The sequence below is a fragment of the Streptomyces sp. NPDC049813 genome (genome assembly GCF_044465085.1).
Lineage (GTDB): Bacteria > Actinomycetota > Actinomycetes > Streptomycetales > Streptomycetaceae > Streptomyces.
This window is the reverse complement of record NZ_JBITLI010000004.1, coordinates 482,594-507,090: the sequence shown is the minus strand read 5'-3', so window position 1 is coordinate 507,090 and position 24,497 is coordinate 482,594. Positions and strand designations below refer to the sequence as shown.

Here is a 24,497-nt window from a genome sequence, read left to right as displayed (position 1 = left end):
TTACGGAACTATGCTGGCCGCATGCCGACCAACGCCGACTCCTCCCCGCCGACGCGTCGCCGGGCCCCGGCCGGGGCCGCCGTCCTGCGCGAGGACGTGACCGACGCGATCCGGGCCGCCGTCTTCGAGGAGCTCGCCGCGGCCGGCTACGCGCGGATGTCCATCGAGGGGATCGCGCGGCGCGCGGGCGTCGGCAAGACGGCGGTCTACCGCCGCTGGCGCTCCAAGCTCCACCTCGTCCTGGACCTGGTCTCCGCCCTGGCGGTCCAGGGCCTGCCCGCGCCCGACACCGGTTCCCTGGAGGAGGACCTGCAGCTTCTGTACCGGGTCACCGCGCGGGCCCTGAAGCACCCGGTGGCCGGGCAGATCATCCCCGACCTCCAGGCGGAGGCGGCCCGCAACCCGGAGATCGCCGAGGCCATGCAGAAGGCCCTGCGGGAGGGGCAGCACGGGGTGGCGAGCGGGATCGTGCGCGCGGCGGTCGCCCGCGGCGAACTGCGCGACGGCCTCGACGAGGAGCTGGCGCTCGACCTGATCTCCGGGCCGCTGTACTGGCGCTCGCTCGTCGTGCGCGCGCCGGAGCTGCCCAAGGGGCACCTGAAGCGGCTCGCGGCGGCGACGACGGCGGCGCTCAAGGCGCTGTGAGCCGGGGGCCGAGACTCAGCCGAACTGGCCGGGCACGTAGTCACCGCCCGGCGTCCGGTTGATGACGCCCATCCGGTTGGACGCGTTGATCAGGGAGATGACCAGCACCAGCGCCGCGAGCTGTCCCTCGTCGTAGTGCGCGGCGGCGCGCGCCCAGACCTCGTCCGGGACACCGCCCGCGGCGTCGGCGACGCGGGTGCCGTGCTCGGTGAGGTCGAGGGCGGCGCGTTCGGCGTCGCTGAACACCGTGGACTCGCGCCAGGCCGCGACCAGATGGACGCGGACCGCGCTCTGCCCGGCATGGGTGAGATCCTTGCTGTGGGCGTCGGTGCAGTAGCCGCAGCCGTTGATCTGGCTCGCCCGGAGCATCACCAGGTCCTGGACCGTGCTCGGCAGCCGGGAGTCGTCGATGAGGGTCCGGCTCGCGGACGCGAAGTGCTTCAGGGCCCGGGCCGCGACGGGGTCGGCGAAGAGGTTCAGGCGGGGCTCGTGCGGTGCGGTGGAGTTCATGACGTGGTGTCTCCTTCAGTGCGGGTGGTTCCGACGCTCACGGGATGCCGCCCGCCCGGACGCCGTGACAGCGCGGCACGGTGACGTGAACCACACCGGCCCGGTGTCACGGAACCGCGGCGGCCGGCGTCTGGGGTGCACGAGCAGAGCCCGGACCCAGTGAAGAAGGAGCCACCCATGGCCGGCCCGTCGCAGCCCGCGCCCGACCCCGCCACCGAGGCGTTCGTGGCCCACCGCAACCTGCTGTTCACCGTCGCCTACGAGATGCTCGGCTCGGCCGCCGACGCCGAGGACGTGCTCCAGGAGACCTGGCTGCGGTGGGCCGGCGTCGACCTCGCCACCGTGCGCAACCAGCGCGCCTACCTGGTCCGCGTCACCACACGGCAGGCGCTGACCCGGCTGCGCACGCTCGGCCGCCGCAAGGAGACGTACGTCGGTCCCTGGCTGCCCGAGCCGCTGCTCACCACGCCCGACGTGGCCGAGGACGTCGAGCTGGCCGACAGTGTCTCGATGGCGATGCTGCTGGTCCTGGAGACCCTCGCCCCCGTCGAGCGGGCCGTGTTCGTGCTGCGCGAGGTCTTCGGCCTCGGCCACGACGAGATCGCGGCGGCCGTCGGCAAGTCCGAGGCCGCCGTCCGGCAGGTCGCGCACCGGGCGCGGGCCCATGTCGCGGCCCGGCGCCCGCGCGGCACCGCGACACCCGCGCAGACCCAGGGCGCGCTGCGCGCGTTCCGGCGCGCCGTGGAGACCGGCGACCTGCAGGACCTGCTCGACGTCCTCGCCCCCGACGTCGTCTTCCTCACCGACGGCGGCGGCGTCGTGCGGGCCGCCCTCGAACCCGTCCTGGGCGTCACGGACGTGGCAGGACTGCTGGGCCGGATCGCCGCCGGGCTGTCGGCCGAACCCACCCAGGTCAACGGTGCGCCCGCCCTGCTGCTCCGCGCCGCCGGCGAGCTCGTCGCCGTGCTCGCGGTCCGCATCGACGACGGCCTCGTCACCGGGCTCTACGCCGTACGCAACCCGGAGAAGCTGGCGCGCGTGGCACACGAGACGCCGGTGACGCGCTGACGCACCGCCGGGGCCGGGCTCGCCCTCGGGCCGACGCGACCCGGGCCGTCCCGGCGCACGCAGGCCCTACGCGACCCGGGTGGCCCCGACGTACGCAGGCCCTACGCGACCCGGGCCGCCCCGGCGAACGGCATCTGGTCGATCGGCGCGATCCGCACCGGCGCGCTCGGGTTCGGCGCGTGGATCATCTGGCCGCCGCCGATGTAGAGGCCGACATGGCTGATCCCGGAGTAGAAGAAGACCAGGTCGCCCGGGCGCAGCTGGGAGCGGGGCACGCGCCGGCCCGCGTCGATCTGGGCGTACGTGGTGCGCGGCAGCGAGACGCCCGCGGCGCGGTACGCCGCCTGCGTAAGCCCCGAGCAGTCGAACGCGTTCGGGCCGGTCGCGCCCCAGACGTAGGGGCTGCCGAGGGCGCCCCGCGCGTAGGAGACGGCGGCCGCCGCCCGGGCGTTCGGCGCCGCGCCGAGGTCGCCGCGGGACAGCGAGCGGGAGGCGTGTGCGGCGGCGCCGGCGGCGGCCGGGCGGTCCGCGGGGGTGAGCCGGTCGAGCAGCCGCCGGGCGTCCGCCAGCTTCGTCGTCACCGTCTTCTTCTGCTCCGCCAGCGCCCGCTGGGTGGAGCGGAGGTCGCCGAGCGAACCGTCGGCCCGGGTGCGCAGCTGGTCGATCTCGCGCAGCTCGTGGCGGACCCGGGCGATGGCGCCGGCCTGCCGGTGGCCGACGCGGTCCGCGAGGGACGCCTCGTCGAGGTAGCGGTCCGGGGCCGAGGAGAGGAACAGCTGCACGGACGGGTCGACGCCACCGGTGCGGTACTGCGCGGCAGCGACCGCACCGAGCCGCCGCCGCGACGCGTTCAGGGACTCCGTCCTGCGGGACGCCTCGTCCTGGAGCGCGGCCACCTCCTTGTGGGCCTTCTCGGCCTTCTCCTTCGCGCCGTTGTACTTCTCGGTGGCGACCTCCGCCTCCCGGTAGAGCCGGTCCACCTTCGCCTTCACCTGAGCGGGGGTCAGCTGCGGTTCCGCGTGGGCCGCGCCGCCGTCGAGGGCGGTGGCGGTGGCCGCGGAGGCGAGAGCGAAGGTGGCCGCCGCGCGGGCCGTGGGGCCGCTGAGTGAACGTCGTTTCGGCTTGCGGTGCGCTGCCGGCACGAGGGGTCACGTCCTTCCGGTGCGTGTCCGACCGCCGGTCGCGCGTCCGGCGGCGGCCCGCACGAGGGAGCGGGCCGCCGCCGGACCTCTCGCGGCGGTGATGTCCGACTGCCGCCCCTGGCCCGGGCGGCGGTGGGGGAGCCGGTCACCTGAGGAAGGACGCTAAACCTCGGCGTCACGGGTTGGCGACGGATTGTGCGGAACTGGCTCGTTTGTTACGGGTGGTGTCGGAGGGTGACAGAGTGCTGTCCGGGGCCGCCCCACGAACCGGCCCGAACGGTGCCCCATTAGGCTCCCGGACCATGGACGTACTCATCCATCTCTTCGTCGGCCTGCACATCATCGGCATCGCCTCGCTGCTCGGCGGCTTCCTCACGCAGATGTCGGCGATGGGGCGGGGCACCGCCCGGTTCAACAAGGCGATGCTGCACGGCGCGCTGACCATGCTGGTCACCGGCGTCGCCCTGGTCGGCCTCAATCAGGCCGACGGCTCCACCGTGAACAACGTCAAGATCGGGGTGAAGCTGGCCGTCCTGATCGTCATCCTCGGCATCGTGTACGTGAAGCGCGACGAGGAGACGGCCGAGAAGGGGCTGTTCGCTGCGGTCGGCGGGCTGACGATCGCCAACATCTTCATCGCGGTGCTCTGGACCTGAGGGAGCCGGCGGCCCTGAGGTACTGAGGCCCTGCGGGCCTGCGGGGTCCGGGCGGGCCCGAGGGGCAGGGGGCGCTTTCCGGCCGCCGCGGTCCCGGGAGCCCCCGGGGCCTGTCACCGCGGTGTCCCCACCACGGCGACAGGACCCGGCGCGGACGTCAGGCGGGCCGCACCACGCTGTGGATCGAGCTGGTGCCGTCGTAGTAGATGGACTCCTCGCGGACGGACGCGCCCGGCTTCGGGGCGTGGATCATCATGCCGTCGCCGAGGTACAGGCCGACGTGGCTGATGTCGTCGTAGAAGAAGACCAGGTCACCCGGTTGGATCGAGGAGAGCGGGACGGTCGTGCCGGCCTCCACCTGGTCCCACGTGGTGCGCGGCAAGGTGATGCCGGCCGCCTTCCACGCCGCCTGGGTGAGCCCCGAGCAGTCGTAGGAGTCCGGGCCCGTGGCGCCCCACACGTACGGCTTGCCCTCCTGCGCCTTGGCGTAGGCGAGCGCCTGGGCGGCCTTGGTCGCGTAACCGGAGGAGCTGCCTGCCGGTGCCTCGGTGGTACCGCCGGACGACGAGCCGGAGCCCTGCTGCCCGGCGGCCTCCTCGGCCGCCTGCTGCTTCTTGTCCTCCTGCGCCTTCTGCTCCGCGGCGAGCTGGGCGGCCTTCTTGCGGGCCGCCTCCTGCTTCTTCTTCTCGATCGCCGCGAGCCGCTGCTTCTCCTCGGCGGTCAGCCGCGACAGCAGCTGACGGGCGTCGGCCAGCTTCGTCTGCACGCTCTGCTTGGAGGTCTTCAGGTCGGTCTGGGAGGACGTCAGCTGCGTGAGGCTCTCCTGCGCCTCGGTGCGCTTCTTCGCGGTGCTGAGCTGCTGCTTCTGATAGTCGTCGACCGCGTCCTTCTGGTCGGCGGTCATCCGGCTCATCAGCCGGTTCTGCGCGAAGTAGTCCTCGGGGTCGTCCGCGAGGAACATCGTCGCCGTGTCGCCGATCCCGCCCGAGCGGTACTGCTGGGCGGCGAACCTGCCCAGCTCCTGGCGGGCCGAGTTCAGCTTCTCGGTGCGCTGCGCGATGTCGTCGAGGAGGCGATCGACCTGCTTCTTCTTGCTGTCGGTCTGCTCCTTGGCGGAGTTGTACTTCTGCGTGGCGACCTCGGCCTGGCGGTACAGGCTGTCGACTTTCTTCTGCACCTCTTCCAGGCTCGGCCGGTCCGGCCGGGCGGGGGCCGCCTGGGCGCTCTGCGAGAGGAGGGCCACCGAGGTGAGGGCGACGGTCGTGATCCCGACCGCGGGGGTGGTGCGAAGGCCGCCGGTCATCCGGGACCGGACACGCGGCTTGCGGTGCGACGCCAAGGAGGCGACTCCTTCCGTGGTCCGCCTACCGGGTTAGCTGTCGGGTTCGGGCGTACGGAAGGCTGCCCTACGGTCGGCCGCCCTGTCCTGCCGGGCGGCCGGGCCGATTCACCCCAAGGTCGGTTGGGTCCCCGGTTCCCTGCCTCACGGCGTACGGGACTCGGCGGGGGCTGCTCGTTCGCCGCGGTGCTCGCGGCGGGGGGACGGGCTGCCCGCGCAGCACGGTAGCCAACTCGTGTCGCTGCTGTGAAGGTTGATGTTCGATATGCCCGATACATTTTCGTGACCTTGGCGACACCGGGCGCTCGGCCGAATGATGGTCGAACGCACCGCATCTGCTCGGTCACGGTAGGTGCGCCGCCGGACTCCTCCGGCCGAAAGGCGCCGCTGACCTGGTGGTACGGGCAGTGTGGCCAAGGTGGGGGCGGGGTGTCAGTGGGGCCGCCTAGACTCGTAGGGCGATGAGCAGCCTCTTTGACGACAGCTTCCTGGCGGGCCTCCAGAACCGGACCGAGGGCCCCCCGCCGCCGCCCGACAGCGAGCACGACGGACCGGAGCCCGAGCCGATCCCGGACGACCTGTTCGGCGGGAAGTTCGACGTGCCTCCGGCCCGGGACGCGTACTACCGCGACGGCGCGCCCCGCCCTGCCCTGGACCCGGCGGCCCTGCTGGACGGGTTGAACGAGAACCAGCGGGCGGCCGTCGTGCACGGCGGCTCCCCGCTGCTCATCGTGGCGGGCGCCGGCTCCGGCAAGACCCGCGTCCTCACCCACCGCATCGCCTACCTGCTGGCCGAGCGCGGCGTCCACCCCGGCCAGATCCTCGCGATCACCTTCACGAACAAGGCCGCGGGCGAGATGAAGGAGCGCGTCGAGTCCCTGGTGGGCCCGCGGGCGAACGCGATGTGGGTCTCCACCTTCCACAGCGCGTGCGTGCGCATCCTGCGCCGCGAGTCGAAGAAGCTCGGCTTCACCTCGTCGTTCTCGATCTACGACGCGGCCGACAGCAAGCGGCTCATGGCCCTGGTCTGCCGCGACCTGGACCTGGACCCCAAGAAGTTCCCGCCGAAGTCCTTCAGCGCCAAGATCTCGAACCTGAAGAACGAGCTGATCGACGAGGAGGACTTCGCGAAGACCGCGGCTGGGGGCACCTCCCGGACGGAGTCTGGGGGAGGATTCGAGAAGTCCGTCGCCCAGGCCTACGCGATGTACCAGTCGCGGCTGCGGGAGGCCAACGCCCTCGACTTCGACGACCTGATCATGACCACGGTCAACCTGCTGCGCGCGTTCCCCGACGTCGCCGAGCACTACCGGCGCCGCTTCCGGCACGTCCTGGTCGACGAGTACCAGGACACCAACCACGCGCAGTACGCACTCGTGCGCGAGCTGGTCGGGCCGACGGAGGGGGAGGACGCCGACCCCGCCGAGCTGTGCGTCGTCGGCGACGCGGACCAGTCCATCTACGCGTTCCGCGGCGCCACCATCCGCAACATCCTCCAGTTCGAGGAGGACTACACGGACGCGACCACGATCCTGCTGGAGCAGAACTACCGCTCCTCGCAGACGATCCTGAGCGCGGCCAACGCGGTCATCGAGCGCAACGAGTCGCGCCGCCCCAAGAACCTGTGGACGAACGCGGGCGCGGGCTCCCAGATCACCGGCTACGTCGCGGACACCGAGCACGACGAGGCGCAGTTCGTCGCCGAGGAGATCGACCGGCTCACGGACGCGGGCGAGGCGAGCTCCGGCGACGTCGCCGTCTTCTACCGGACGAACGCGCAGTCCCGTGTCTTCGAAGAGATCTTCATCCGCGTCGGCCTGCCCTACAAGGTCGTCGGCGGTGTCCGCTTCTACGAGCGCAAGGAGGTCAGGGACATCCTGGCCTACCTGCGCGTGCTGGCCAATCCCGAGGACTCCGTCCCCCTGCGCCGCATCCTGAACGTGCCCAAGCGCGGCATCGGCGACCGCGCCGAAGCGATGATCGACGCGCTCTCCCAGCGCGAGAAGATCTCCTTCCCGCAGGCGCTGCGCCGCGTCGACGAGGCGTACGGCATGGCGTCCCGGTCGACGAACGCGGTCAAGCGGTTCAACGCCCTCATGGAGGACCTGCGCACCGTCGTCGAGTCCGGCGCCGGACCGGCCACGGTCCTGGAAGCCGTCCTCGAGCGCACCGGCTACCTCGCCGAGCTGCAGTCCTCCACGGACCCGCAGGACGAGACCCGCATCGAGAACCTCCAGGAACTCGCCGCGGTGGCCCTGGAGTTCGAGCAGGAGAACGCGCAGGCGGCCGCCGAGGGCGAGAGCGAGACCGAGACGGAAGAAGCCGGCGGCACCGGTCTCTCCGCCTTCCTGGAGCGGGTCGCCCTCGTTGCCGACTCCGACCAGATCCCCGACGAGGAGGACGACGGCAGCGGCGTCATCACCCTGATGACCCTGCACACCGCCAAGGGCCTCGAATTCCCGGTGGTCTTCCTGACCGGCATGGAGGACGGCGTCTTCCCGCACATGCGCTCCCTGGGGCAGACCAAGGAGCTGGAGGAGGAGCGTCGCCTCGCGTACGTCGGCATCACGCGCGCGCGGGAGCGGCTGTACCTGACGCGCGCCTCCATGCGCAGCGCCTGGGGCCAGCCCTCGTACAACCCGCCCTCGCGCTTCCTGGAGGAGATCCCGGACGCGCACCTGGAGTGGAAGCGCACCGGCGGCTCCGCGGCCGCGCCCTCCACGAAGGGCATCGGCGGCGGGATCGCCGCCTCGCTGTCGACGTCCCGCTCCCGTACCACCCCGGCGTTCGCGACGCGCCGGGCCGGCGAGAAGCCGGTGGTATCCCTGGCCGTCGGTGACCGCGTCACGCACGACCAGTTCGGTCTCGGCACGGTGGTGGGCGTGAGCGGCTCGGGCGGGAACGCGGAGGCGACGATCGACTTCGGCGACCCGAAGCCGAAGCGGTTGCTGCTGCGGTACGCGCCGGTGGAGAAGCTGTAGGGCCCGGCCCGCTGGACGGGGTCCGGTCCTGAACCGGGCCCCGCGGCAGGAGGGACTGTGCGGACGCGACCTCAGGTCGGGTCGAGGTCGTGGCTGCGGAGCCAGGGCAGCGGGTCGATCGCCGAGCCGCCGCCGGGGCGCACCTCGAAGTGCAGGTGCGGACCGGTCGAGTTCCCCGAGTTCCCGGAGTGCGCGATCACGTCGCCCGCCTTCACGGGCCCGCTCATCACGGTGTGCGAGGAGAGGTGGCAGTACCACGTCTCCGTACCGTCCTTGGCGGTGACTATCGCCATGTTCCCGTACGCGCTGTTCCACTGCGTGCGCACGGTGCCGTCCGTCGCCGCCATCACCTCGGTCCCGTACGAGACCGGGAAGTCGATGCCGGAGTGCACGGACATCCAGTTGATGCCGGCCTGCCCGTAGTACGCGCTGAGCCCGTGCTGCTTGACCGGCAGGACGAACTTGGGCCGCATCGCCTCCTTGCGCGCGGCTTCCTGGGCGGCCTTCTTGCGGTCGGCCTCCTGCTTCGCCTTCAGGTCGATCCGCTCCTGCGTGCGGCTCGCCCGGTCGGCGAAGTCACCCGCGTCCGCGGACATCTCCTTGAGCTGCGTGTCCAGCTTGTTGTTCGCGACGGACGGCTTCACCGCGCTCGCGTCCGGTGCCGCGACGGTCTGCGTCTCCTTGCCCTCGTCCCCGCTGAAGGTGCCCACCGAGGCGGCGGCTCCGGCGACCCCGACCACGCACACCGAGGGCACGGCGACGGTCAGCAGGGCGGAGCGCTTGGCGGGGGAGCGGCGGCGGGAGCGGGAGCCCGTGCCCCGGGCCGCGACGCGGGCACCGGCGCGGGTGCCCGGGGCGCGGGTGACGGGGTCCGGCTGCGGGTCGGCCTCCGGGGCGTCGTGCCCGGACCCGGCGGTGGCTTCGGCGTCCGGCGGCTGCTCCGCCTCGGGCGGGTCGTCGTGCGCCTGCGGGTACTCGGCGGGGCTGTACTGGTCCGGCACGTAGGCGTGGACCGCGGTGTGGGTCCCGGTGTGGGTCCCCGTGTGGTCCGTCGTGCCGGGGTCCTGCTCGGGGGTGCCGGCCGAGTTCCACGCGGTGGCGTCGTACGCGCCCGTGTCGTAGGCCGTCGTTCCGAAGACCGGTGCGTCGAAGGACTGCGTGTCGAAGGACGGTGCGGTGGAGGCTTGGGCCGCGAAGGACGGTGCGTCGGAGACTTGCGCCGCGAAGGACGGTGCTTCGAAGGACTGCGTCTCGAAGGACTGCGTCTCGAACGACTGCGTGGCGAACGACTGCGTGGCGAACGTCTGCGTCTCGTAGGACGGGTCCTCGAAGGACTGCGTGTCGAAGGTCTGCGCGGGCCACTGTCCGGTGTGCTGCTGGTCGTGACCGGCCTGGCCCATCGCCCACATGGCGGACGTGGCCGCCCCGTCGAAGCTGCCCGTCCCGTAACTGCCGGTGTCGTACCCGGCGGTGGGATACGGGGACGTCGCGTACGGCTGCGGGACCCCTGTGGCCTGCGTGGACCACTGGCCGGTGTCGTACGAGCCCGAATTGTAGGAATCCGAGTTGTAAGACCGGGATTCGTGGGCACTCGCGTCGTACGGAGCGTCGCCCGGCAGGTCACCGAAGAGCGGGTCGGTGGCGAAGCTGGTCGTGGAATGACCGTCGTAGGCCGCGTACTGCGCGGTCCCCGACGGATGACGGTCGTTCACCAACTTCTCTTTCGCCTCGACAACAGGGGCTGCCAGAGCAGTGCGGCGACTGTACCCGGCGGTACGAGGGCGCGACAATCTTCCGCAGGTTTCAGGCCCCGCATAGTCGGGCAATCAGCCGCCTTTCGGTGAACTAAGGGCGCGTATTTGGCGCTGAGTTCGAGGTGCGTTCGACGATTCGCCGGATTTGCCCGGCCGCGCGCGCCCTGGTTTCCCCTGGCCGGCGCGGCCTGCAGTGACCTGCCGCGACACCGTCACAAGACCCTCACGCCACCGTCAGGCCGCCGGCCGAGCCGGCCGCGGGCGCCCCCGCGTCCGCCGGCTCGGCATCGAGCGCCTGCCGGACGCCCGTCGCGACGGCCGGGTGCACGGGGAGGGCGAGGTGCCCGATGCCCGTCACCCGCACGTTCTGCGCGCACAGGTCCGGGTGGTCCACGCACGCCGTCTCCAGCGGCACCATCAGCTGGTCGAGATCGCTCCAGAAGCTCACGAAGCGCGTACGGCAGCTGGGCGCGGGCCGCGTCAGCTCCTCGACGACCGCGGAGCCCGGCCGCATCTGCCGCACGATCGGATGCGCGTTCGCCAGCGGTGCGACGCGCGTACCGGCGTGCGGTGTGCCGAGCGTGACGAGGGTGCGCACCCGCCGGTCCCCGCCCAGGCACTGCACGTAATAACGCGCGATCAGTCCGCCCAGGCTGTGGCCCACGATGTCGATGCGTTCCTGGCCCGTGCGCTCGCACAGCTCCTCGACGTGCCGGCCCAGCAGGGTCGCCGCGGTCCGTATGTCACAGGTCAGCGGGGAGTAGTTCAGCGACTCGATCTGCTGCCTGCCCTGCTGGGCCAGGGAACGGCGGAGCAGGACGAAGACCGAGCGGTTGTCGATGAAGCCGTGGAGCAGCAGGACCGGGGGTTTGCGGGGGGTGGGGATGCGCGGGGTGCGGGTGCGGGTCGCCGCGGCGGTGCGCCCTGTCCGTGGGGCGGGGGTGGGGGTGAGGACGGGGGTGCGGGCTTCGGCCGGCGGGTGTGGGGCCGGTGGCTTCTGGGGCGGGGCCGGTGCGGCGGCTTCGGGGAGCACCCCGGGGCGCCTGCGCTCCGGGAGGACTCCCGAGGGGTAGAGGAGGAGATGACCCGCCAGGACCGCTAGCTCCAGCACGGTCGACTTCAGCAGCGCCATCGAGAGGCCGGCCGCGCTCACCGGAGAGGGCTGCTCGTGCGGGCGGACGGGCACGGTCCTCGCGACCTGCATCGGCCAACCTCCCGTCGGCGCACGGCGGGAGCTTCGCATGCGGCCGGTGCCGATTGGCCGGACCGGCCGGATCGCTTATCGGCCGGATCCGCTGGTCGGCCGGTCGGCGCGGTTGCTCCGCGCAGCCGACGTGTCCCACTGTGTGATTTCCCCCTCGCCGTGCACCGTGAAACGGCCGGTTGCGGGATGCTGGCGATAACGTTCGTTCACTTCGGATATCCGGGACGGGTATCCGGAACCCGGGTCCGCGGGTACCGAGGCCCCGGGGTCAGTCACTTCATGGAGGCAGTGATGGGTGTGGCAGCCGGTCCGATCCGCGTGGTCGTCGCGAAGCCCGGTCTCGACGGCCACGATCGCGGGGCCAAGGTGATCGCGCGGGCGCTGCGCGACGCCGGCATGGAGGTCATCTACACGGGTCTGCACCAGACGCCCGAGCAGATCGTGGACACCGCCATCCAGGAGGACGCCGACGCCATCGGGCTCTCCATCCTCTCCGGCGCGCACAACACCCTCTTCGCGCGCGTCATCGAACTCCTGCGGGAACGCGACGCCGCCGACATCCAGGTCTTCGGCGGCGGCATCATCCCCGAGGCCGACATCCCGCCGCTCAAGGAGCAGGGCGTGGCCGAGATCTTCACCCCGGGCGCGACCACCGCCTCCATCGTGGACTGGGTCCGCGCCAACGTCCGGCAGCCCGCCGGAGCGTGAACCGGGGGCGGTCAGGGGGCGGTCCGGGGCGGCCTTGTCGGCCGGCGGCGCCGAGGGCCGTGGTCGACGCCGGGCCTGGGGGCGGGGACGTCGGACGCCGCCGGTTCAGTGCCGGCCTGATCCGTACGGGGCGGCCGGGCGCCCTGGTCAGGGCGGGCGCCGCCTTGGTCCGGTGGCCCGGTCGGGTCGGGTGCCGTTCCGGACGTGCGGTCCGTGCCGGTCGGGCGGGTGTGACTTTCGACTTCGCGGTCCGTGCCCGTCGCTGCGGGTGTGGCCTCCGGTGCGCGGTCCGTGCCCGTCAGGGCGGATGCCCTTTCCGGACGCGTGGTCCGTGGCGGTCGTTGCGGATGCCGCTTGCGGACGCGTGGTCCGTGGCGGTCGTTGGGGAGGCCGCTCGCGGACGCGAGGCTCGTGGCGGTCACGGCGTAGGTCCCGCCGGGGCGAGTTCGTCGCGCATCGCCCGGCGCAGCCGCAACGTGCCCACCAGGCGCTGAAACGCCTCCGCCCAGTAACCCCCCGCCCCCGGAGCCGCGTTCTCCGCCTCCTCCACCTCGGCCGTGAACCCCTCCAGGCGCTCCGCCTCCACCGGGTCCAGGCACCGCTCCGCCAGGCCCATCACCCCGCTGAAGCTCCATGGATAACTGCCCGCGTCGCGCGCGATGTTCAGCGCGTCCACCACGGCCTGCCCCAGCGGCGGCGCCCAGGGCGTGGCGCAGACCCCGAGCAGCTGGAACGCCTCCGACAGGCCGTGCGCCGCGATGAACCCCGCGACCCACTCGGCCCGGTCCCCCGCCGGCAGCGCCGCCAGCAGCTTCGACCGCTCCGCGAGCGACACCGCCCCCGGCCCCGCCGCGTCCGGCGCCGTCGGCGCCCCGAGCAGCGCCCGCGACCAGCCGACGTCCCGCTGGCGCACCGCGGCACGGCACCAGCCCGCGTGCAACTCGCCCCGCCAGTCGTCCGCGACCGGCAGCGCCACGATCTCCCACGGGGTGCGGCCGCCGAGCCGCGCCGGCCAGCGGTCCAGCGGGGCCGCCTCCACCAACTGGCCCAGCCACCACGACCGTTCCCCCCGGCCTGCCGGGGGCTTGGCCACGATGCCGTCGCGCTCCATCGCCGCGTCGCACTCGTGCGGGGCCTCCACCACGACCGTCCCCGTCTCCCGGTCCAGCGCCACCCACGACAGGGCCCGGTCCGCCATGCGCCCGGCCAGCGCCGAGTGCGGGAGCGCGGAGAGGAGTTCGGCCGCCGTCGAGCGGACGTTGCGGCTGCGGTCCGTCAGGGCCTTCTCCAGGAACGGCTCGTCCGCGTCGCTCAAGCCCGTGCGCAGCGAATCGAGGAACATGAGCCGGTCCTCGGCCCGCTCCGTGCTCCATGTGCCGGCAAGAAGGGCGCGGGCCGCCTCGCTGTCATGGGCCCGGATCGACGCCAGCAGGGCCACGCGCTCCGCGAACAGGCCCTCCTCCCAGAGGCGTTGCACCCTCGCCGTCTCCTCGGGCCCCGGTAGCGCCGTGCCCGCGCCCGGCGTGGCCCGCAGGGCGAACTTCCAGTCCGGGTTGAGCCCGGCCAGCCACAGCGCGCGCGGGCCCGCGAAGGTGAGGGCCCCGGGGCGCAGGTCCGTACGGCCGCGCGCCGCGTCCAGCAGGGCCGGGAGCAGCTCCGGCGGCGGCGCGTAGCCGTGGGCGTTGGCCGTGGCCAGCCACTGCGGGAGCAGTTCCAGCAGGTCGGGGGCGGTGCCCCGGCGGGCGGTGCCGGAGCCCGTGCCGGGGCGGTCGGTGAGGAGGGTGGCCAGGCGCCGGCGGGCGGGCGGCGGCAGCGGGGGGCGCGGGTCCGCCGGCGCGGGGGCGGGCAGGGGCGCCGCGCCGGCCGGGCGCAGGGCGGCCCGGCGGCGGACGGTCGCCATCGCCGCGTCGTCCAGGAGGGCCTGCGGGGTGGTGGACGGACGGCGGTCCGTGCCCAGCAGGGCCGTGGTGAGCAGGGCGTCCCAGGGCGGGGTGGTCGCGCCCGCCGCGGCGGCGGTCGTCGTATCGGTCACCGGCGTTGCCGTCCGGGTGGCTGTCGGGGTGGCTGTCGGGGTGGCTGTCGGGGTGGTGCCTGGCATGGTCGCCTCCTGGTACCGCGGTGCGTCGTGGATGGGGCGGGGCGTGGTGCTCAGGTCAGCGGGACCGGGACGGACGTCGAGTCCGTCCAGGCCGCCAGGGGATGGAAGCCGCGGTGGCCGCATTCGCCGAAGACCGTGACGGGCGCGCCTCCCGAGAGCGCTATCAGGCGCCACAGGCCGGGGGGCGGGTTCGGGGTGAGAGGGAGGGCAGATTCACCGTCCGCGTCGGCCAGTTGCCATCCGGCGGCGTCCGGGGCGCGGGTCGGTATGACGTCCGTGAGCGTGGTCGGCCACGACTCCAGCCAGGGGTCCTCCGTCAGGGCCTCGCCGTAGGCGGTGAGTGCTGTCGTCACGTCGACTCCCGGCGGGCGGTGCGCGGTGAGGGTGGGCGCGGCGCACTGTTCGGTCAGGTCCGCTCGGAGGGCGCGCGCCCCAGGGTGGGGCGTGAGCGTCGCGTCCAGGGTCAGGCCCGCGGGGAGCGCCAGGGCCGGTGCGCGGCCCGCGGCTCCGAAGGAGAGGAGCAGGGCCGTGCGCTTCGACTCGGTGCCGTGCAGCCAGACGCGGCGCGTGGTGAGGTGGCCGTCCGCCCTGTCGTACTGGGACAGGATCAGCCAGTGGTCCCTGAGCGGCGCCGCCGTCGGCGGGGTCGGCAGGCCGATCCGGGAGCGGACCGTCGTCGCCAGGTCGGCGGGGAGAGCGGCCCGGTGCTGCCAGGCCTTGTCGAGGAGATGGAGGAGGGCGCACTCCTCCAGCAGCCGGGCCGGCCAGCCGGGGCCCGACGCCGGTATCGCCCCCAACTCACGGACTCGCGACGCCAGTCCGGGCGCCTGCGCGTCGACCATGCGGGCCGCCGTCTCCTCCCACAGCCCGTACCCCGCCCGCTCCGCTTGGGCCAGCCCGCCGCGGAGCAGGTCGGTGAGCCGCTGCTCCAGCTCCGTGGTGCCCGTGGTGATGCGCTGGGCGCGTCGGTCCGCTCTGCGGCGGGCCGCCTCCGGGTCGGCCGGGGCGCCGCCGCCCGGTGCCGCGGCGGCGTCCTGCTTCTGCCCGGCCCGCTCTCTGCGGCCCTCCAGCCACGGCTGCGCCCACTCCGGTGCCCGGCCGGCCGGCGCCCCGGTGTCCCCCGCGGCCCAGAGCAGCAGCAGCCCCAGCGCGTGCTTGCACGGGAACTTGCGGCTGGGACAACTGCATTTGTACGCCGGGCCCGTCCCGCCGCCGGTGTCCACGATCGTCTGGTACGGCTTGCTGCCGCTGCCCTTGCACAGTCCCCACACCGCCCCCTCGTCCGAACTCCCGGTCTGCGACCAGGGACCCGCTGCCCCGAGCTTGCTTCCCGCCTTGCGTGACGCGGCGTCAGGCGCCAGTGCCAGCACCTGGTCCGTCGTCCAGCGCACCCCCTGCTGAGTCATGTCGTCGACGGTAGGTCCCGGCACTGACAATCCGCGGCCGCACCCGTTTGACCTGCGGTGATCGCTGCGGTCCGGTCGATTGTCAGTGGCGTGGTGCACGGTGGGTCCATCAGCGCGACGAGGCCGTCACGGCCCCCGTCGCGATGGTTCCGGCTGGGCGATCGAAGTGGGGGACAGTCATGACCGTTTCCATGGCGGAGCAGGGTGCGCAGGACGTGCTGCGGGCGCACGCCGAGCACGCGTTCGCGGAGGAACTCGCCGCGCTGGCCGCCCAGGACGACCGGCCGCGGCCCGCCCGCTGGCGGCTGTCGCCGTGGGCCGTCGCCACCTATCTGCTCGGCGGCACGCTGCCCGACGGGACGGTGATCACACCGAAGTACGTGGGGCCGCGCCGCATCGTCGAGGTCGCCGTCACGACCCTCGCCACCGACCGCGCGCTGCTGCTGCTCGGCGTGCCCGGGACCGCCAAGACGTGGGTGTCGGAGCACCTGGCCGCCGCGGTCAGCGGCGACTCCACGCTGCTCGTGCAGGGCACGGCCGGCACCCCGGAGGAAGCCATCCGGTACGGGTGGAACTACGCGCAGCTGCTGGCCCACGGGCCGAGCCGGGACGCCCTCGTCCCCAGCCCAGTCATGCGCGCGATGCGGGAGGGGATGACCGCGCGGGTGGAGGAGCTCACCCGCATCCCCGCCGACGTGCAGGACACCCTCATCACGATCCTCTCCGAGAAGACCCTGCCGATACCGGAGCTGGGCCAGGAGGTCCAGGCCGTGCGCGGGTTCAACCTCATCGCCACGGCCAACGACCGGGACCGGGGGGTGAACGACCTGTCGAGCGCGCTGCGGCGCCGGTTCAACACCGTGGTGCTGCCGCTGCCCGCGAGCGTCGAGGCGGAGGTCGACATCGTCTCGCGCCGCGTCGAACAGGTCGGCCGCTCCCTGGAGTTGCCCGGTGTTCCCGACGGCGTCGACGAGATCCGCCGCGTCGTCACCGTCTTCCGCGAGCTGCGCGACGGCGTGACCGCCGACGGGCGTACGAAGGTGAAGTCGCCCAGCGGGACCCTCTCGACGGCCGAGGCGATCTCCGTGGTGACCAACGGGCTCGCGCTCAGCGCCCACTTCGGGGACGGCGTGCTGCGGCCCTCGGACATCGCCGCCGGCATCCTCGGCGCCGTCGTGCGCGACCCGGCGGCCGACCGGGTCGTCTGGCAGGAGTACCTGGAGGCCGTGGTCCGCGAGCGGGACGGGTGGAAGGACTTCTACCGGGCCTGCCGCGAGGTGAGCGCATGAGCGGGCCGCTGCTGCTCGGCGTCCGGCACCACGGGCCCGGGTCCGCGCGGGCCGTGCGCCGCGCCCTGGACGGCGCGGCCCCCAGGACCGTGCTCATCGAGGGCCCGCCGGAGGCCGACGCGCTGGTGCCGCTCGCCGCCGACCCGGACATGCGGCCGCCCGTCGCACTGCTCGCGCACGTCGTGGACGAGCCGGGGAGATCGGCGTTCTGGCCGTTCGCCGAGTTCTCGCCCGAGTGGGTGGCCCTGCGCTGGGCCCTGGAGCACCAGGTGCCGGTCCGCTTCATCGACCTGCCCGCCGCCCACAGCCTGGCGGTGCGGGAGGACGAGGAGGCGCCGGCCGACGCACAGGACGTCCGCGTCGACCCGCTGCGCGTGCTCGCCGAGACCGCCGGGTACGACGACGCGGAGCGCTGGTGGGAGGACGTCGTCGAGCACCGCGCGGGCGACACCTTCGCGGCGCTCGACGAGGCCATGGCCGCGCTGCGGGAGTCGTACGGGGACGGTGGGCGCGGACGCGACCCGGTGCGCGAGGCCTACATGCGGCTGCAAGTGCGCGCCGCGGTGCGGGAGTTCGGGGACGCCGTCGCCGTGGTGTGCGGGGCGTGGCACGTGCCCGCGCTGCGGCAGCGGACCACCGTCGCCGCCGACCGCGCCCTGCTGAAGGGGCTGCCCAAGGTGAAGACCGACCTCACCTGGGTGCCGTGGACCCACCGCCGGCTCGCCCGCGCCGGCGGCTACGGGGCGGGGATCGAGTCGCCCGGCTGGTACGGGCACCTGTTCAGCGCCCCGGACCGGCCCGTCGAGCGGTGGCTCACCAAGGTCGCGGGACTGCTGCGCGCCGAGGACCGCATCGTGTCCTCCGCCCACGTCATCGAGGCGGTCCGGCTCGCGGAGAGCCTGGCCGTGTTGCGGGGCCGCCCGCTCGCCGGGCTGACGGAGACCACCGACGCGGTCCGGGCGGTGCTCTGCGAGGGCTCGGACGTTCCCCTCGCGCTCATCCACGACCGGCTCGTGGTCGGCGACGTCCTGGGGGAGGTGCCCGAGTCGGCGCCCGCCGTCCCCCTGCAGCGCGACCTCAGCCGCCTCCAGCGCACCCTGCGGCTCCGGCCGGCGGCCGAGGAGAAGGAGCTGGACCTCGACCTGCGGGGCGACACCGACGGCGCGCGCAGCCGCCTGCTGCACCGCCTGCGCCTGCTCGGCGTCGCCTGGGGCGAGCCGGCCAGATCGGCCCGCGGCTCCACCGGCACCTTCCGCGAGACCTGGCGGCTGCGCTGGGAACCGGAGCTCGCGGTGCGGGTCGCCGAGGCCGGGATCTGGGGGACCACCGTGCTGGCGGCCGCGACGGCCAAGGCCGGGTCGGACGCCGTCGCGGCGACCGCTCTCGCCGACGTCACGGTGCTCGCCGAGCACTGCCTGCTGGCGGGGCTGCCGGACGCGCTGCCCGTCGTCATGCGCGTCCTCGCCGACCGCGCCGCGCTCGACGCGGACGTCGGCCACCTCGCGCAGGCCCTGCCCGCCCTGGTCCGCGCCCTGCGCTACGGCGATGTGCGCGGCACCGACACCGCGGCCCTCGCGGGCGTGGCGACCGGCCTGGCCCAGCGGGTCTTCGTCGGGCTGCCCCCGGCCTGCGTGGGGCTCGGTGCCGACGCCGCCGCCGAGATGCGCGGGCACGTCGACGCCGTGCACGCGGCCGTCGCCCTCCTGGAGGACGCGGCCCTGCGTGAGCGCTGGCGGGCCGTGCTGCGCACGCTGGCCGCGCGGGACAGCGTGGCCGGGGTGGTGCGCGGCCGGTGCGCGCGCGTCCTGCTGGACGAGGGCGCGCTGGACGACGAGGGCGCCGCTCGCCTGATGGGCCTCGCCCTCTCGCCCGGCACCCCGCCGGGGGAGGCGGCCGCCTGGATCGAGGGCTTCGTCGGTGGGGGCTCAGGCGGCGGCCTCCTCCTCGTCCACGACGAGCGGCTGCTCGGCCTGGTCGACGCGTGGCTCACGGGGGTGCCGGACGCCGCGTTCACCGACGTACTGCCGCTGCTGCGCCGGACGTTCTCGGCGTACGAGGTGGGGGTGCGGAGGTCTTTGGGGGAGCTGGTCCGGCGCGGGGCGGCTGCCGCCGGGGTGGGGGTGGGGGCTGGGTCCGGGTCCGGGTCCGGGTTCGGGTTCGGGTTCGGGTTCGGCGAGGAGGTCGATCCGGATCGGGCGGAGGCGGTGGGGGTGGTGGTGCGGATGTTGTTGGGGGCGGGTGCCGGTGCCGGTGCCGGTGCCGGGGGCGGTGTGGGGGGTGGCGGGTGAGGAGTGGGGCGGTGCGGTGGGGTGCCGGGTGCGGGCCGGTGGGGCTTCTCGCGCAGTTCCCCGCGCCCCTGGAGGCATGCGGCTTCGCCGCAGCCTCAGGGGCCGCTCCCGGGAGGGCGATGAGATAGCGCACGAAGTGCGCATCTCAGGGGCGCGGGGAACTGCGCGAGCAACCACGACGGTGCGTCAGCTGAAGAACCGGCCCTTAAGGGGCGCGGGGAACTGCGCGCCCAGCCACGACGGCGTTGTAGACGAAGTCTTCCAGGGGCGCGCGCGTGGCAGATGAGACGGCGGTACGACACAACCCCGCAGGAGCGATCACATGACCGAAACCGAAACCCCCCGCAGCCCCGAAGAGGAACGGCTCAGGCGCTGGCGCCTGGTCCTGGGCGGCGAAGCAGCCGACGGCACCGGCTGCCGCCTGTCCGGACAGGACGCGGCGATGGACGGCGCCCTCACCGCCCTGTACGGCGCGGGCCGGGACGGACACCGCACCCCCGGCCGCAGCCGCACCGCCGGGCTGGGCGGCTCCGCCCCGTCCGTCGCCCGCTGGCTCGGCGACATCCGCACGTACTTCCCGTCCTCCGTCGTCCAAATCATGCAGCGCGACGCGATCGACCGGCTCGGCCTCTCCGCACTGCTGCTCGAACCGGAGATGCTGGAGGCCGTCGACGCCGACGTGCACCTCGTCGGCACCCTGCTCTCGCTGAACAAGGCGATGCCGGAGACGACGAAGGAGACCGCCCGCGCGGTGGTCCGCAAGGTCGTCGACGACCTGGAGAAGAGGCTCGCGACGCGCACCCGCGCCACCCTCACCGGCGCCCTCGACCGCAGCGCCCGCATCAGCCGGCCGCGCCACCACGACATCGACTGGAACCGCACGATCGCGGCCAACCTCAAGCACTACCTGCCCGAGTACCGCACGGTCGTGCCCGAGCGGCTCATCGGGTACGGGCGGGCCGCGCAGTCCGTAAAGAAGGAGGTGATCCTCTGCATCGACCAGTCGGGCTCGATGGCGGCGTCGGTCGTCTACGCCTCCGTGTTCGGGGCTGTGCTCGCCTCGATGCGTGCCATCCGGACGCGGCTCGTCGTCTTCGACACGGCCGTGGTGGACCTGACCGACCAGCTCGACGACCCGGTCGACGTCCTCTTCGGCACCCAGCTCGGCGGCGGCACCGACATCAACCGGGCCCTGGCCTACTGCCAGTCCCAGATCACCCGCCCCGCCGAGACCGTCGTCGTCCTCATCTCCGACCTCTACGAAGGCGGGATACGCGACGAGATGCTCAAGCGGGTCGCGGCGATGAAGGCGGCCGGCGTCCAGTTCGTGACGCTGCTCGCGCTCTCCGACGAGGGCGCGCCCGCCTACGACCGTGAGCACGCGGCGGCGCTCGCCGCACTGGGGGCACCGGCCTTCGCCTGCACCCCCGACCTCTTCCCGGACGTCATGGCGGCGGCCATCGAGAAGCGGCCGCTGCCCATACCCGACGCGGCGGCCGAAACCGGTGGAGCGGCGGCAAACCGGATATGAGTACCCATCGGTAACTCAGGGCTTGCGCAGGCTCCCTCGTCCCGTGCGAGGATCGGCGCACCGTGACGTCCGAGATACTTCCCCTCGCCCCCGCCGAGCGCCCGCCGTGCCCGGTGGTGCGGCGGCGCGCGCTGCAACTCGCGCTGCTGTTGGGCGGGTTGCTCGGCCTCGGACTCCTCTTCGGCGGCCAGGCCCACGCGGACGACACTTCGGGCGCCGCGTCGTCCGGCACGCTCACCTCCCGCCACTCCGTGCTCGGCGAGGCCGTGGCCCGGCCGGCGCGGGACGTGCGCGCGGTGCGCGAGGGTGTCTCCGGCGCGGTGCGGACGCGGAACGCCGAACCCGCCCGGGACCAGGCCCTCCAGCCGGCTCTCGACACGGTGCGCCACGTGACAGCGCCGGTCGGTGCCCTCACGAAGCCGGTCGGCGCGCTGACGGAGCAGGTCGGTGCCCTCACGAAGCCCGTCGGCGCGCTGACGGGGCCCGTCGGTGACATCGCCGGGCAGGTCATCGGCGGGCTGGCCTCGGTGGCCCCGCGACCGCAGCCCGACGAGCCTCCGGCCCTGCCCGGTCTGCCCGACCTTCCTGAGCTGCCGGTCCAGCCCGGTCACCCGGCCCCGGCGCCCACCCCCTCCGCCCCGGACCCCGCACCGTCCACCCCCGCACCACCCGCAGCCACCACCGCACCCACCACACCGGCCGGGACCGTCGCCGACCGGCCCTCGCACGCCCCCGCTGCGGCGCCCGCACCGCACCGCCCCCGCACGTCCGCCGCGCATCTCGCGCACTCCGCGCGGGCGGCGGGGCCGACCGCGTACGACGCCGCGAGCGCCGGCCGCGTAGACCACGACCGTCGCGACGGCACGCACCGCGGCCCGGCCGCGCAGCGCACCGCCGCACCGCAGCCCGGTGCGCCCGCCGCACCGCGTCCCGACGGCACGCTCGGGGCCAACGCGTCCGCGGGTGACGGCGGCCCGACGCGCCACAGCGATCTGCACGCGGCGGCTTTCGGCAGCCGGGTGCCCGTGCTGCTGCTGCCCGGGGCCTTCGCGCCGGGCGTTCCCGCGCCGGTGGCCGACCGGTATCGCGACATCCCCGAGTTTCCCGGCTAGGGCAGCCCTCTTCCCCCGCGCGAGCTCTGCCGCGCGGGGGCCCGAACAGGTCTGCCCGCCAGCCGGAACCACCGGATGCGAAGGAACACCGTAGGAATGAGCAAGAACCTCCGCCGCTCCCTCGGCGCCGCCGTGGCCGGCTGCGTACCGGGTATCTGACCGACGCCGGGGAGCCGGTTCCGCCGAAGACCGTCGGCGTGACCCGGCCGGAAACCGGCGTGCGTGCGGGCGGCTCCGTGGGGACGGACCGCCTGCTCCGAGCCCCCTCGGGATTCCGGGGCTCATCGGGTGGCCTCACCGTGCGTACCCCCGCGCGGTGAGGCCGCGAACGCGAGAGAACAGCGGGGCGGCAGACGATGACAGGACGACGGTGCGACGGCGACAGCGCGACGGCGGCAGGGCGACGGCGGCAGGGCGACAGCACGGCGACAGAGCGACAAACAGGACGCTCTGTGACCGGTATCACCGCTCAGGTGTGATCTGCGATTTAGGGTGCGTCGCCGCGCGGCGATAACCTGCGAGACGGACATGCCGCGTACCCGGCCACTGTGTACGCCTCGTACGCCTCCCTTGTGACAGCGGAGTCACGTTGCCCTTCGCGGCACGCCCACGCAGGAAGATCGAACCGCGAGATCACTGATAGGGACGGACGCGCGTGGACCTGTTCGAGTACCAGGCGAGGGACCTCTTCGCCAAGCACGGTGTACCGGTGCTGGCCGGTGAAGTCATCGACACGCCTGAGGCAGCCCGCGAGGCGACCGAGCGTCTTGGCGGCAAGTCTGTCGTCAAGGCTCAGGTGAAGGTCGGTGGCCGGGGCAAGGCCGGTGGCGTGAAGCTGGCCGCCACCCCCGACGAGGCCGTCGCGCACGCGACGAACATCCTCGGCATGGACATCAAGGGCCACACGGTCCACAAGGTGATGATGGCCGAGACGGCTCCGGAGATCGTGGAGGAGTACTACGTCTCCTTCCTCCTGGACCGCACCAACCGCACCTTCCTCTCCATCGCCTCCGTCGAGGGCGGCGTGGAGATCGAGGAGGTGGCGGCCACCCGCCCGGAGGCCGTCGCCAAGACGCCGATCGACGCCAACGAGGGCGTGACCCCCGAGGTCGCCCGCAAGATCGTCGAGGACGCGAAGTTCCCCGCCGAGGTGGCCGGCAAGGTCGCCGACGTGCTGGTGACGCTCTGGAAGACCTTCATCGAGGAGGACGCCCTCCTGGTCGAGGTCAACCCCCTCGCCAAGGTCGCCTCCGGCGACATCATCGCCCTCGACGGCAAGGTGTCCCTGGACGAGAACGCCGACTTCCGGCACCCCGACCACGAGGCGCTCCAGGACAAGGACGCGGCCGACCCGCTCGAGGCCGCTGCCAAGGAGAAGGGCCTCAACTACGTCAAGCTCGACGGCGAGGTCGGCATCATCGGCAACGGTGCCGGTCTGGTCATGTCGACGCTGGACGTCGTCGCGTACGCCGGTGAGCAGCACGGCGGCGTGAAGCCGGCCAACTTCCTCGACATCGGCGGCGGCGCCTCCGCCCAGGTGATGGCGAACGGCCTGGAGATCATCCTCGGCGACGCGGACGTCAAGTCCGTCTTCGTCAACGTCTTCGGCGGCATCACCGCCTGCGACGAGGTCGCCAACGGCATCGTCCAGGCGCTCGCGCTCCTGGAGGAGAAGGGCGAGAAGGTCGAGAAGCCCCTCGTCGTGCGGCTCGACGGCAACAACGCCGAGCTGGGTCGCAAGATCCTCTCCGACGCCAACCACCCGCTGGTGCAGCGCGTGGACACCATGGACGGCGCGGCCGACAAGGCCGCCGAGCTCGCGGCCGCGAAGTAAGGGACGAGGGACAGAACAGCCATGGCTATCTTCCTCAACAAGGACAGCAAGGTCATCGTCCAGGGCATGACCGGTGCCACGGGCATGAAGCACACCAAGCTCATGCTCGCCGACGGCACCAACATCGTCGGCGGCGTGAACCCGCGCAAGGCCGGCACCGAGGTCGACTTCGACGGCACGTCGATCCCCGTCTTCGGCTCGGTCGCCGAGGCGATCGAGAAGACGGGCGCCAACGTGTCCGTCCTCTTCGTCCCGCCGGCCTTCTCCAAGGCCGCCGTGGTCGAGGCGATCGACGCCGAGATCCCCCTCGCCGTCGTCATCACCGAGGGCATCGCCGTCCACGACTCCGCCGCGTTCTACGCGTACGCGAAGTCCAAGGGCGACAAGACCCGGATCATCGGCCCGAACTGCCCCGGTCTCATCACCCCGGGCCAGTCGAACGCCGGCATCATCCCGGGCGACATCACCAAGCCGGGCCGCATCGGCCTGGTCTCGAAGTCCGGCACGCTGACGTACCAGATGATGTACGAGCTGCGGGACATCGGCTTCTCGTCGGCCGTCGGCATCGGTGGCGACCCGGTCATCGGCACCACGCACATCGACGCCCTGGCGGCCTTCGAGGCCGACCCGGAGACCGACCTGATCGTGATGATCGGTGAGATCGGCGGCGACGCCGAGGAGCGCGCGGCCGACTTCATCAAGGCCAACGTCACCAAGCCGGTCGTCGGCTACGTCGCGGGCTTCACCGCGCCCGAGGGCAAGACCATGGGCCACGCCGGCGCCATCGTCTCCGGCTCCTCCGGCACCGCCCAGGCGAAGAAGGAGGCCCTGGAGGCCGCCGGCGTCAAGGTCGGCAAGACGCCGACCGAGACGGCGAAGCTCGCCCGCGAGCTGCTCTCGTAGGTCTCGGCGGTACGCCGTCACGGCGTACG

At 73.3% G+C, this 24,497-nt stretch carries 19 protein-coding genes and 1 riboswitch; of the genes, 11 read left to right on the top strand and 8 right to left on the bottom strand.

Annotation, left to right across the window (positions count from 1 at the left end; all coding sequences use genetic code 11):
* Window positions 1-21: 21 nt before the first annotated feature.
* Window positions 22-645, top strand: coding sequence for a TetR/AcrR family transcriptional regulator (locus ACIBW6_RS12680; protein WP_399059243.1), 624 nt, complete (start codon window positions 22-24; stop codon window positions 643-645).
* 15 nt (window positions 646-660) lie between these two features.
* On the opposite strand, the gene ACIBW6_RS12675 is transcribed toward ACIBW6_RS12680, so the two are convergent.
* Window positions 661-1,155, bottom strand: coding sequence for a carboxymuconolactone decarboxylase family protein (locus ACIBW6_RS12675; protein WP_399059242.1), 495 nt, complete (start codon window positions 1,153-1,155; stop codon window positions 661-663).
* Between the two features lie 177 nt (window positions 1,156-1,332).
* On the opposite strand from ACIBW6_RS12675, the gene ACIBW6_RS12670 reads away from it, so the two are divergent.
* A complete protein-coding gene (locus tag ACIBW6_RS12670) occupies window positions 1,333-2,223 on the top strand; it encodes an RNA polymerase sigma-70 factor (protein WP_399059241.1) in 891 nt (296 codons plus the stop codon).
* A 101-nt stretch (window positions 2,224-2,324) separates the two neighbouring features.
* Here the strand turns inward: ACIBW6_RS12670 and ACIBW6_RS12665 are convergent, their stop codons facing one another.
* Window positions 2,325-3,365 (bottom strand): NlpC/P60 family protein, encoded by a 1,041-nt coding sequence (locus tag ACIBW6_RS12665; protein WP_399059240.1) that lies wholly within the window; start codon window positions 3,363-3,365, stop codon window positions 2,325-2,327.
* Window positions 3,366-3,667: 302 nt separating this feature from the next.
* On the opposite strand from ACIBW6_RS12665, the gene ACIBW6_RS12660 reads away from it, so the two are divergent.
* A complete protein-coding gene (locus ACIBW6_RS12660) occupies window positions 3,668-4,021 on the top strand; it encodes a hypothetical protein (RefSeq protein ID WP_399059239.1) in 354 nt (117 codons plus the stop codon).
* Window positions 4,022-4,178: 157 nt separating this feature from the next.
* Here the strand turns inward: ACIBW6_RS12660 and ACIBW6_RS12655 are convergent, their stop codons facing one another.
* Entirely contained in the window at window positions 4,179-5,360 is a 1,182-nt protein-coding gene (locus ACIBW6_RS12655) for an NlpC/P60 family protein (RefSeq protein WP_399059238.1), read from the bottom strand.
* 6 nt (window positions 5,361-5,366) lie between these two features.
* Window positions 5,367-5,536, bottom strand: a riboswitch (cyclic di-AMP (ydaO/yuaA leader).
* Between the two features lie 285 nt (window positions 5,537-5,821).
* Here ACIBW6_RS12655 and pcrA point away from each other — a divergent pair.
* The gene (gene pcrA, locus ACIBW6_RS12650) at window positions 5,822-8,341 is read left to right on the top strand and encodes a DNA helicase PcrA (protein WP_399059237.1); all 2,520 of its coding nucleotides are present in this window, start codon (window positions 5,822-5,824) and stop codon (window positions 8,339-8,341) included.
* A 71-nt stretch (window positions 8,342-8,412) separates the two neighbouring features.
* Here pcrA and ACIBW6_RS12645 read toward each other — a convergent pair whose 3' ends face one another.
* The 3 genes from ACIBW6_RS12645 to ACIBW6_RS12635 all read right to left on the bottom strand — a co-directional run bounded on the left by ACIBW6_RS12645 (window position 8,413) and on the right by ACIBW6_RS12635 (window position 11,299).
* On the bottom strand, window positions 8,413-8,739 hold the full coding sequence (locus tag ACIBW6_RS12645; protein ID WP_399059303.1) for a M23 family metallopeptidase: 327 nt from the start codon (window positions 8,737-8,739) through the stop codon (window positions 8,413-8,415).
* A 178-nt stretch (window positions 8,740-8,917) separates the two neighbouring features.
* Window positions 8,918-9,703, bottom strand: a complete 786-nt coding sequence (locus ACIBW6_RS12640) for a pentapeptide repeat-containing protein (RefSeq protein ID WP_399059302.1) — start codon at window positions 9,701-9,703, stop codon at window positions 8,918-8,920.
* Between the two features lie 615 nt (window positions 9,704-10,318).
* Window positions 10,319-11,299, bottom strand: a complete 981-nt coding sequence (locus ACIBW6_RS12635; RefSeq protein WP_399059236.1) for an esterase/lipase family protein — start codon at window positions 11,297-11,299, stop codon at window positions 10,319-10,321.
* Between the two features lie 291 nt (window positions 11,300-11,590).
* On the opposite strand from ACIBW6_RS12635, the gene ACIBW6_RS12630 reads away from it, so the two are divergent.
* A complete protein-coding gene (locus ACIBW6_RS12630) occupies window positions 11,591-12,007 on the top strand; it encodes a cobalamin B12-binding domain-containing protein (RefSeq protein WP_324774326.1) in 417 nt (138 codons plus the stop codon).
* Window positions 12,008-12,425: 418 nt separating this feature from the next.
* Here ACIBW6_RS12630 and ACIBW6_RS12625 read toward each other — a convergent pair whose 3' ends face one another.
* Together ACIBW6_RS12625 and ACIBW6_RS12620 are read right to left on the bottom strand one after the other, a co-directional pair.
* Window positions 12,426-14,105 (bottom strand): DUF5691 domain-containing protein, encoded by a 1,680-nt coding sequence (locus ACIBW6_RS12625; protein ID WP_399059235.1) that lies wholly within the window; start codon window positions 14,103-14,105, stop codon window positions 12,426-12,428.
* Window positions 14,106-14,155: 50 nt separating this feature from the next.
* Window positions 14,156-15,511, bottom strand: coding sequence for an SWIM zinc finger family protein (locus ACIBW6_RS12620; RefSeq protein ID WP_399059234.1), 1,356 nt, complete (start codon window positions 15,509-15,511; stop codon window positions 14,156-14,158).
* A 179-nt stretch (window positions 15,512-15,690) separates the two neighbouring features.
* Between ACIBW6_RS12620 and ACIBW6_RS12615 the strand changes: the two genes are divergently transcribed.
* The 6 genes from ACIBW6_RS12615 to sucD all read left to right on the top strand — a co-directional run bounded on the left by ACIBW6_RS12615 (window position 15,691) and on the right by sucD (window position 24,468).
* Window positions 15,691-16,800, top strand: a complete 1,110-nt coding sequence (locus ACIBW6_RS12615; protein WP_399059233.1) for an AAA family ATPase — start codon at window positions 15,691-15,693, stop codon at window positions 16,798-16,800.
* Window positions 16,797-19,088 (top strand): DUF5682 family protein, encoded by a 2,292-nt coding sequence (locus ACIBW6_RS12610; RefSeq protein ID WP_399059232.1) that lies wholly within the window; start codon window positions 16,797-16,799, stop codon window positions 19,086-19,088. Before ACIBW6_RS12615 ends, ACIBW6_RS12610 begins: the two co-directional genes overlap by 4 nt.
* A gap of 322 nt (window positions 19,089-19,410) precedes the next feature.
* The gene (locus tag ACIBW6_RS12605; RefSeq protein ID WP_399059231.1) at window positions 19,411-20,619 is read left to right on the top strand and encodes a VWA domain-containing protein; all 1,209 of its coding nucleotides are present in this window, start codon (window positions 19,411-19,413) and stop codon (window positions 20,617-20,619) included.
* A 62-nt stretch (window positions 20,620-20,681) separates the two neighbouring features.
* Complete coding sequence (locus ACIBW6_RS12600) at window positions 20,682-21,731, top strand: hypothetical protein (RefSeq protein ID WP_399059230.1); 1,050 nt, start codon at window positions 20,682-20,684, stop codon at window positions 21,729-21,731.
* 655 nt (window positions 21,732-22,386) lie between these two features.
* The gene (gene sucC, locus ACIBW6_RS12595) at window positions 22,387-23,565 is read left to right on the top strand and encodes an ADP-forming succinate--CoA ligase subunit beta (protein WP_399059229.1); all 1,179 of its coding nucleotides are present in this window, start codon (window positions 22,387-22,389) and stop codon (window positions 23,563-23,565) included.
* Between the two features lie 21 nt (window positions 23,566-23,586).
* Window positions 23,587-24,468: a succinate--CoA ligase subunit alpha gene (gene sucD / locus ACIBW6_RS12590; protein ID WP_394431257.1), complete on the top strand. Its 882-nt coding sequence runs from the start codon at window positions 23,587-23,589 to the stop codon at window positions 24,466-24,468.
* Window positions 24,469-24,497 lie beyond the last annotated feature (29 nt).

Excerpts from the sequence above, each read along its gene's own strand:
- ACIBW6_RS12680 (WP_399059243.1), top strand. The coding sequence starts at position 22 with ATGCCGACCAACGCCGACTCCTCCCCGCCGACGCGTCGCCGGGCCCCG.
- ACIBW6_RS12675 (WP_399059242.1), bottom strand. The coding sequence starts at position 1,155 with ATGAACTCCACCGCACCGCACGAGCCCCGCCTGAACCTCTTCGCCGAC.
- ACIBW6_RS12670 (WP_399059241.1), top strand. The coding sequence starts at position 1,333 with ATGGCCGGCCCGTCGCAGCCCGCGCCCGACCCCGCCACCGAGGCGTTC.
- ACIBW6_RS12660 (WP_399059239.1), top strand. The coding sequence starts at position 3,668 with ATGGACGTACTCATCCATCTCTTCGTCGGCCTGCACATCATCGGCATC.
- pcrA (WP_399059237.1), top strand. The coding sequence starts at position 5,822 with ATGAGCAGCCTCTTTGACGACAGCTTCCTGGCGGGCCTCCAGAACCGG.
- ACIBW6_RS12645 (WP_399059303.1), bottom strand. The coding sequence starts at position 8,739 with ATGTCCGTGCACTCCGGCATCGACTTCCCGGTCTCGTACGGGACCGAG.
- ACIBW6_RS12635 (WP_399059236.1), bottom strand. The coding sequence starts at position 11,299 with ATGCAGGTCGCGAGGACCGTGCCCGTCCGCCCGCACGAGCAGCCCTCT.
- ACIBW6_RS12630 (WP_324774326.1), top strand. The coding sequence starts at position 11,591 with ATGGGTGTGGCAGCCGGTCCGATCCGCGTGGTCGTCGCGAAGCCCGGT.
- ACIBW6_RS12625 (WP_399059235.1), bottom strand. The coding sequence starts at position 14,105 with ATGCCAGGCACCACCCCGACAGCCACCCCGACAGCCACCCCGACAGCC.
- ACIBW6_RS12620 (WP_399059234.1), bottom strand. The coding sequence starts at position 15,511 with ATGACTCAGCAGGGGGTGCGCTGGACGACGGACCAGGTGCTGGCACTG.
- ACIBW6_RS12615 (WP_399059233.1), top strand. The coding sequence starts at position 15,691 with ATGACCGTTTCCATGGCGGAGCAGGGTGCGCAGGACGTGCTGCGGGCG.
- ACIBW6_RS12610 (WP_399059232.1), top strand. The coding sequence starts at position 16,797 with ATGAGCGGGCCGCTGCTGCTCGGCGTCCGGCACCACGGGCCCGGGTCC.
- ACIBW6_RS12605 (WP_399059231.1), top strand. The coding sequence starts at position 19,411 with ATGACCGAAACCGAAACCCCCCGCAGCCCCGAAGAGGAACGGCTCAGG.
- sucD (WP_394431257.1), top strand. The coding sequence starts at position 23,587 with ATGGCTATCTTCCTCAACAAGGACAGCAAGGTCATCGTCCAGGGCATG.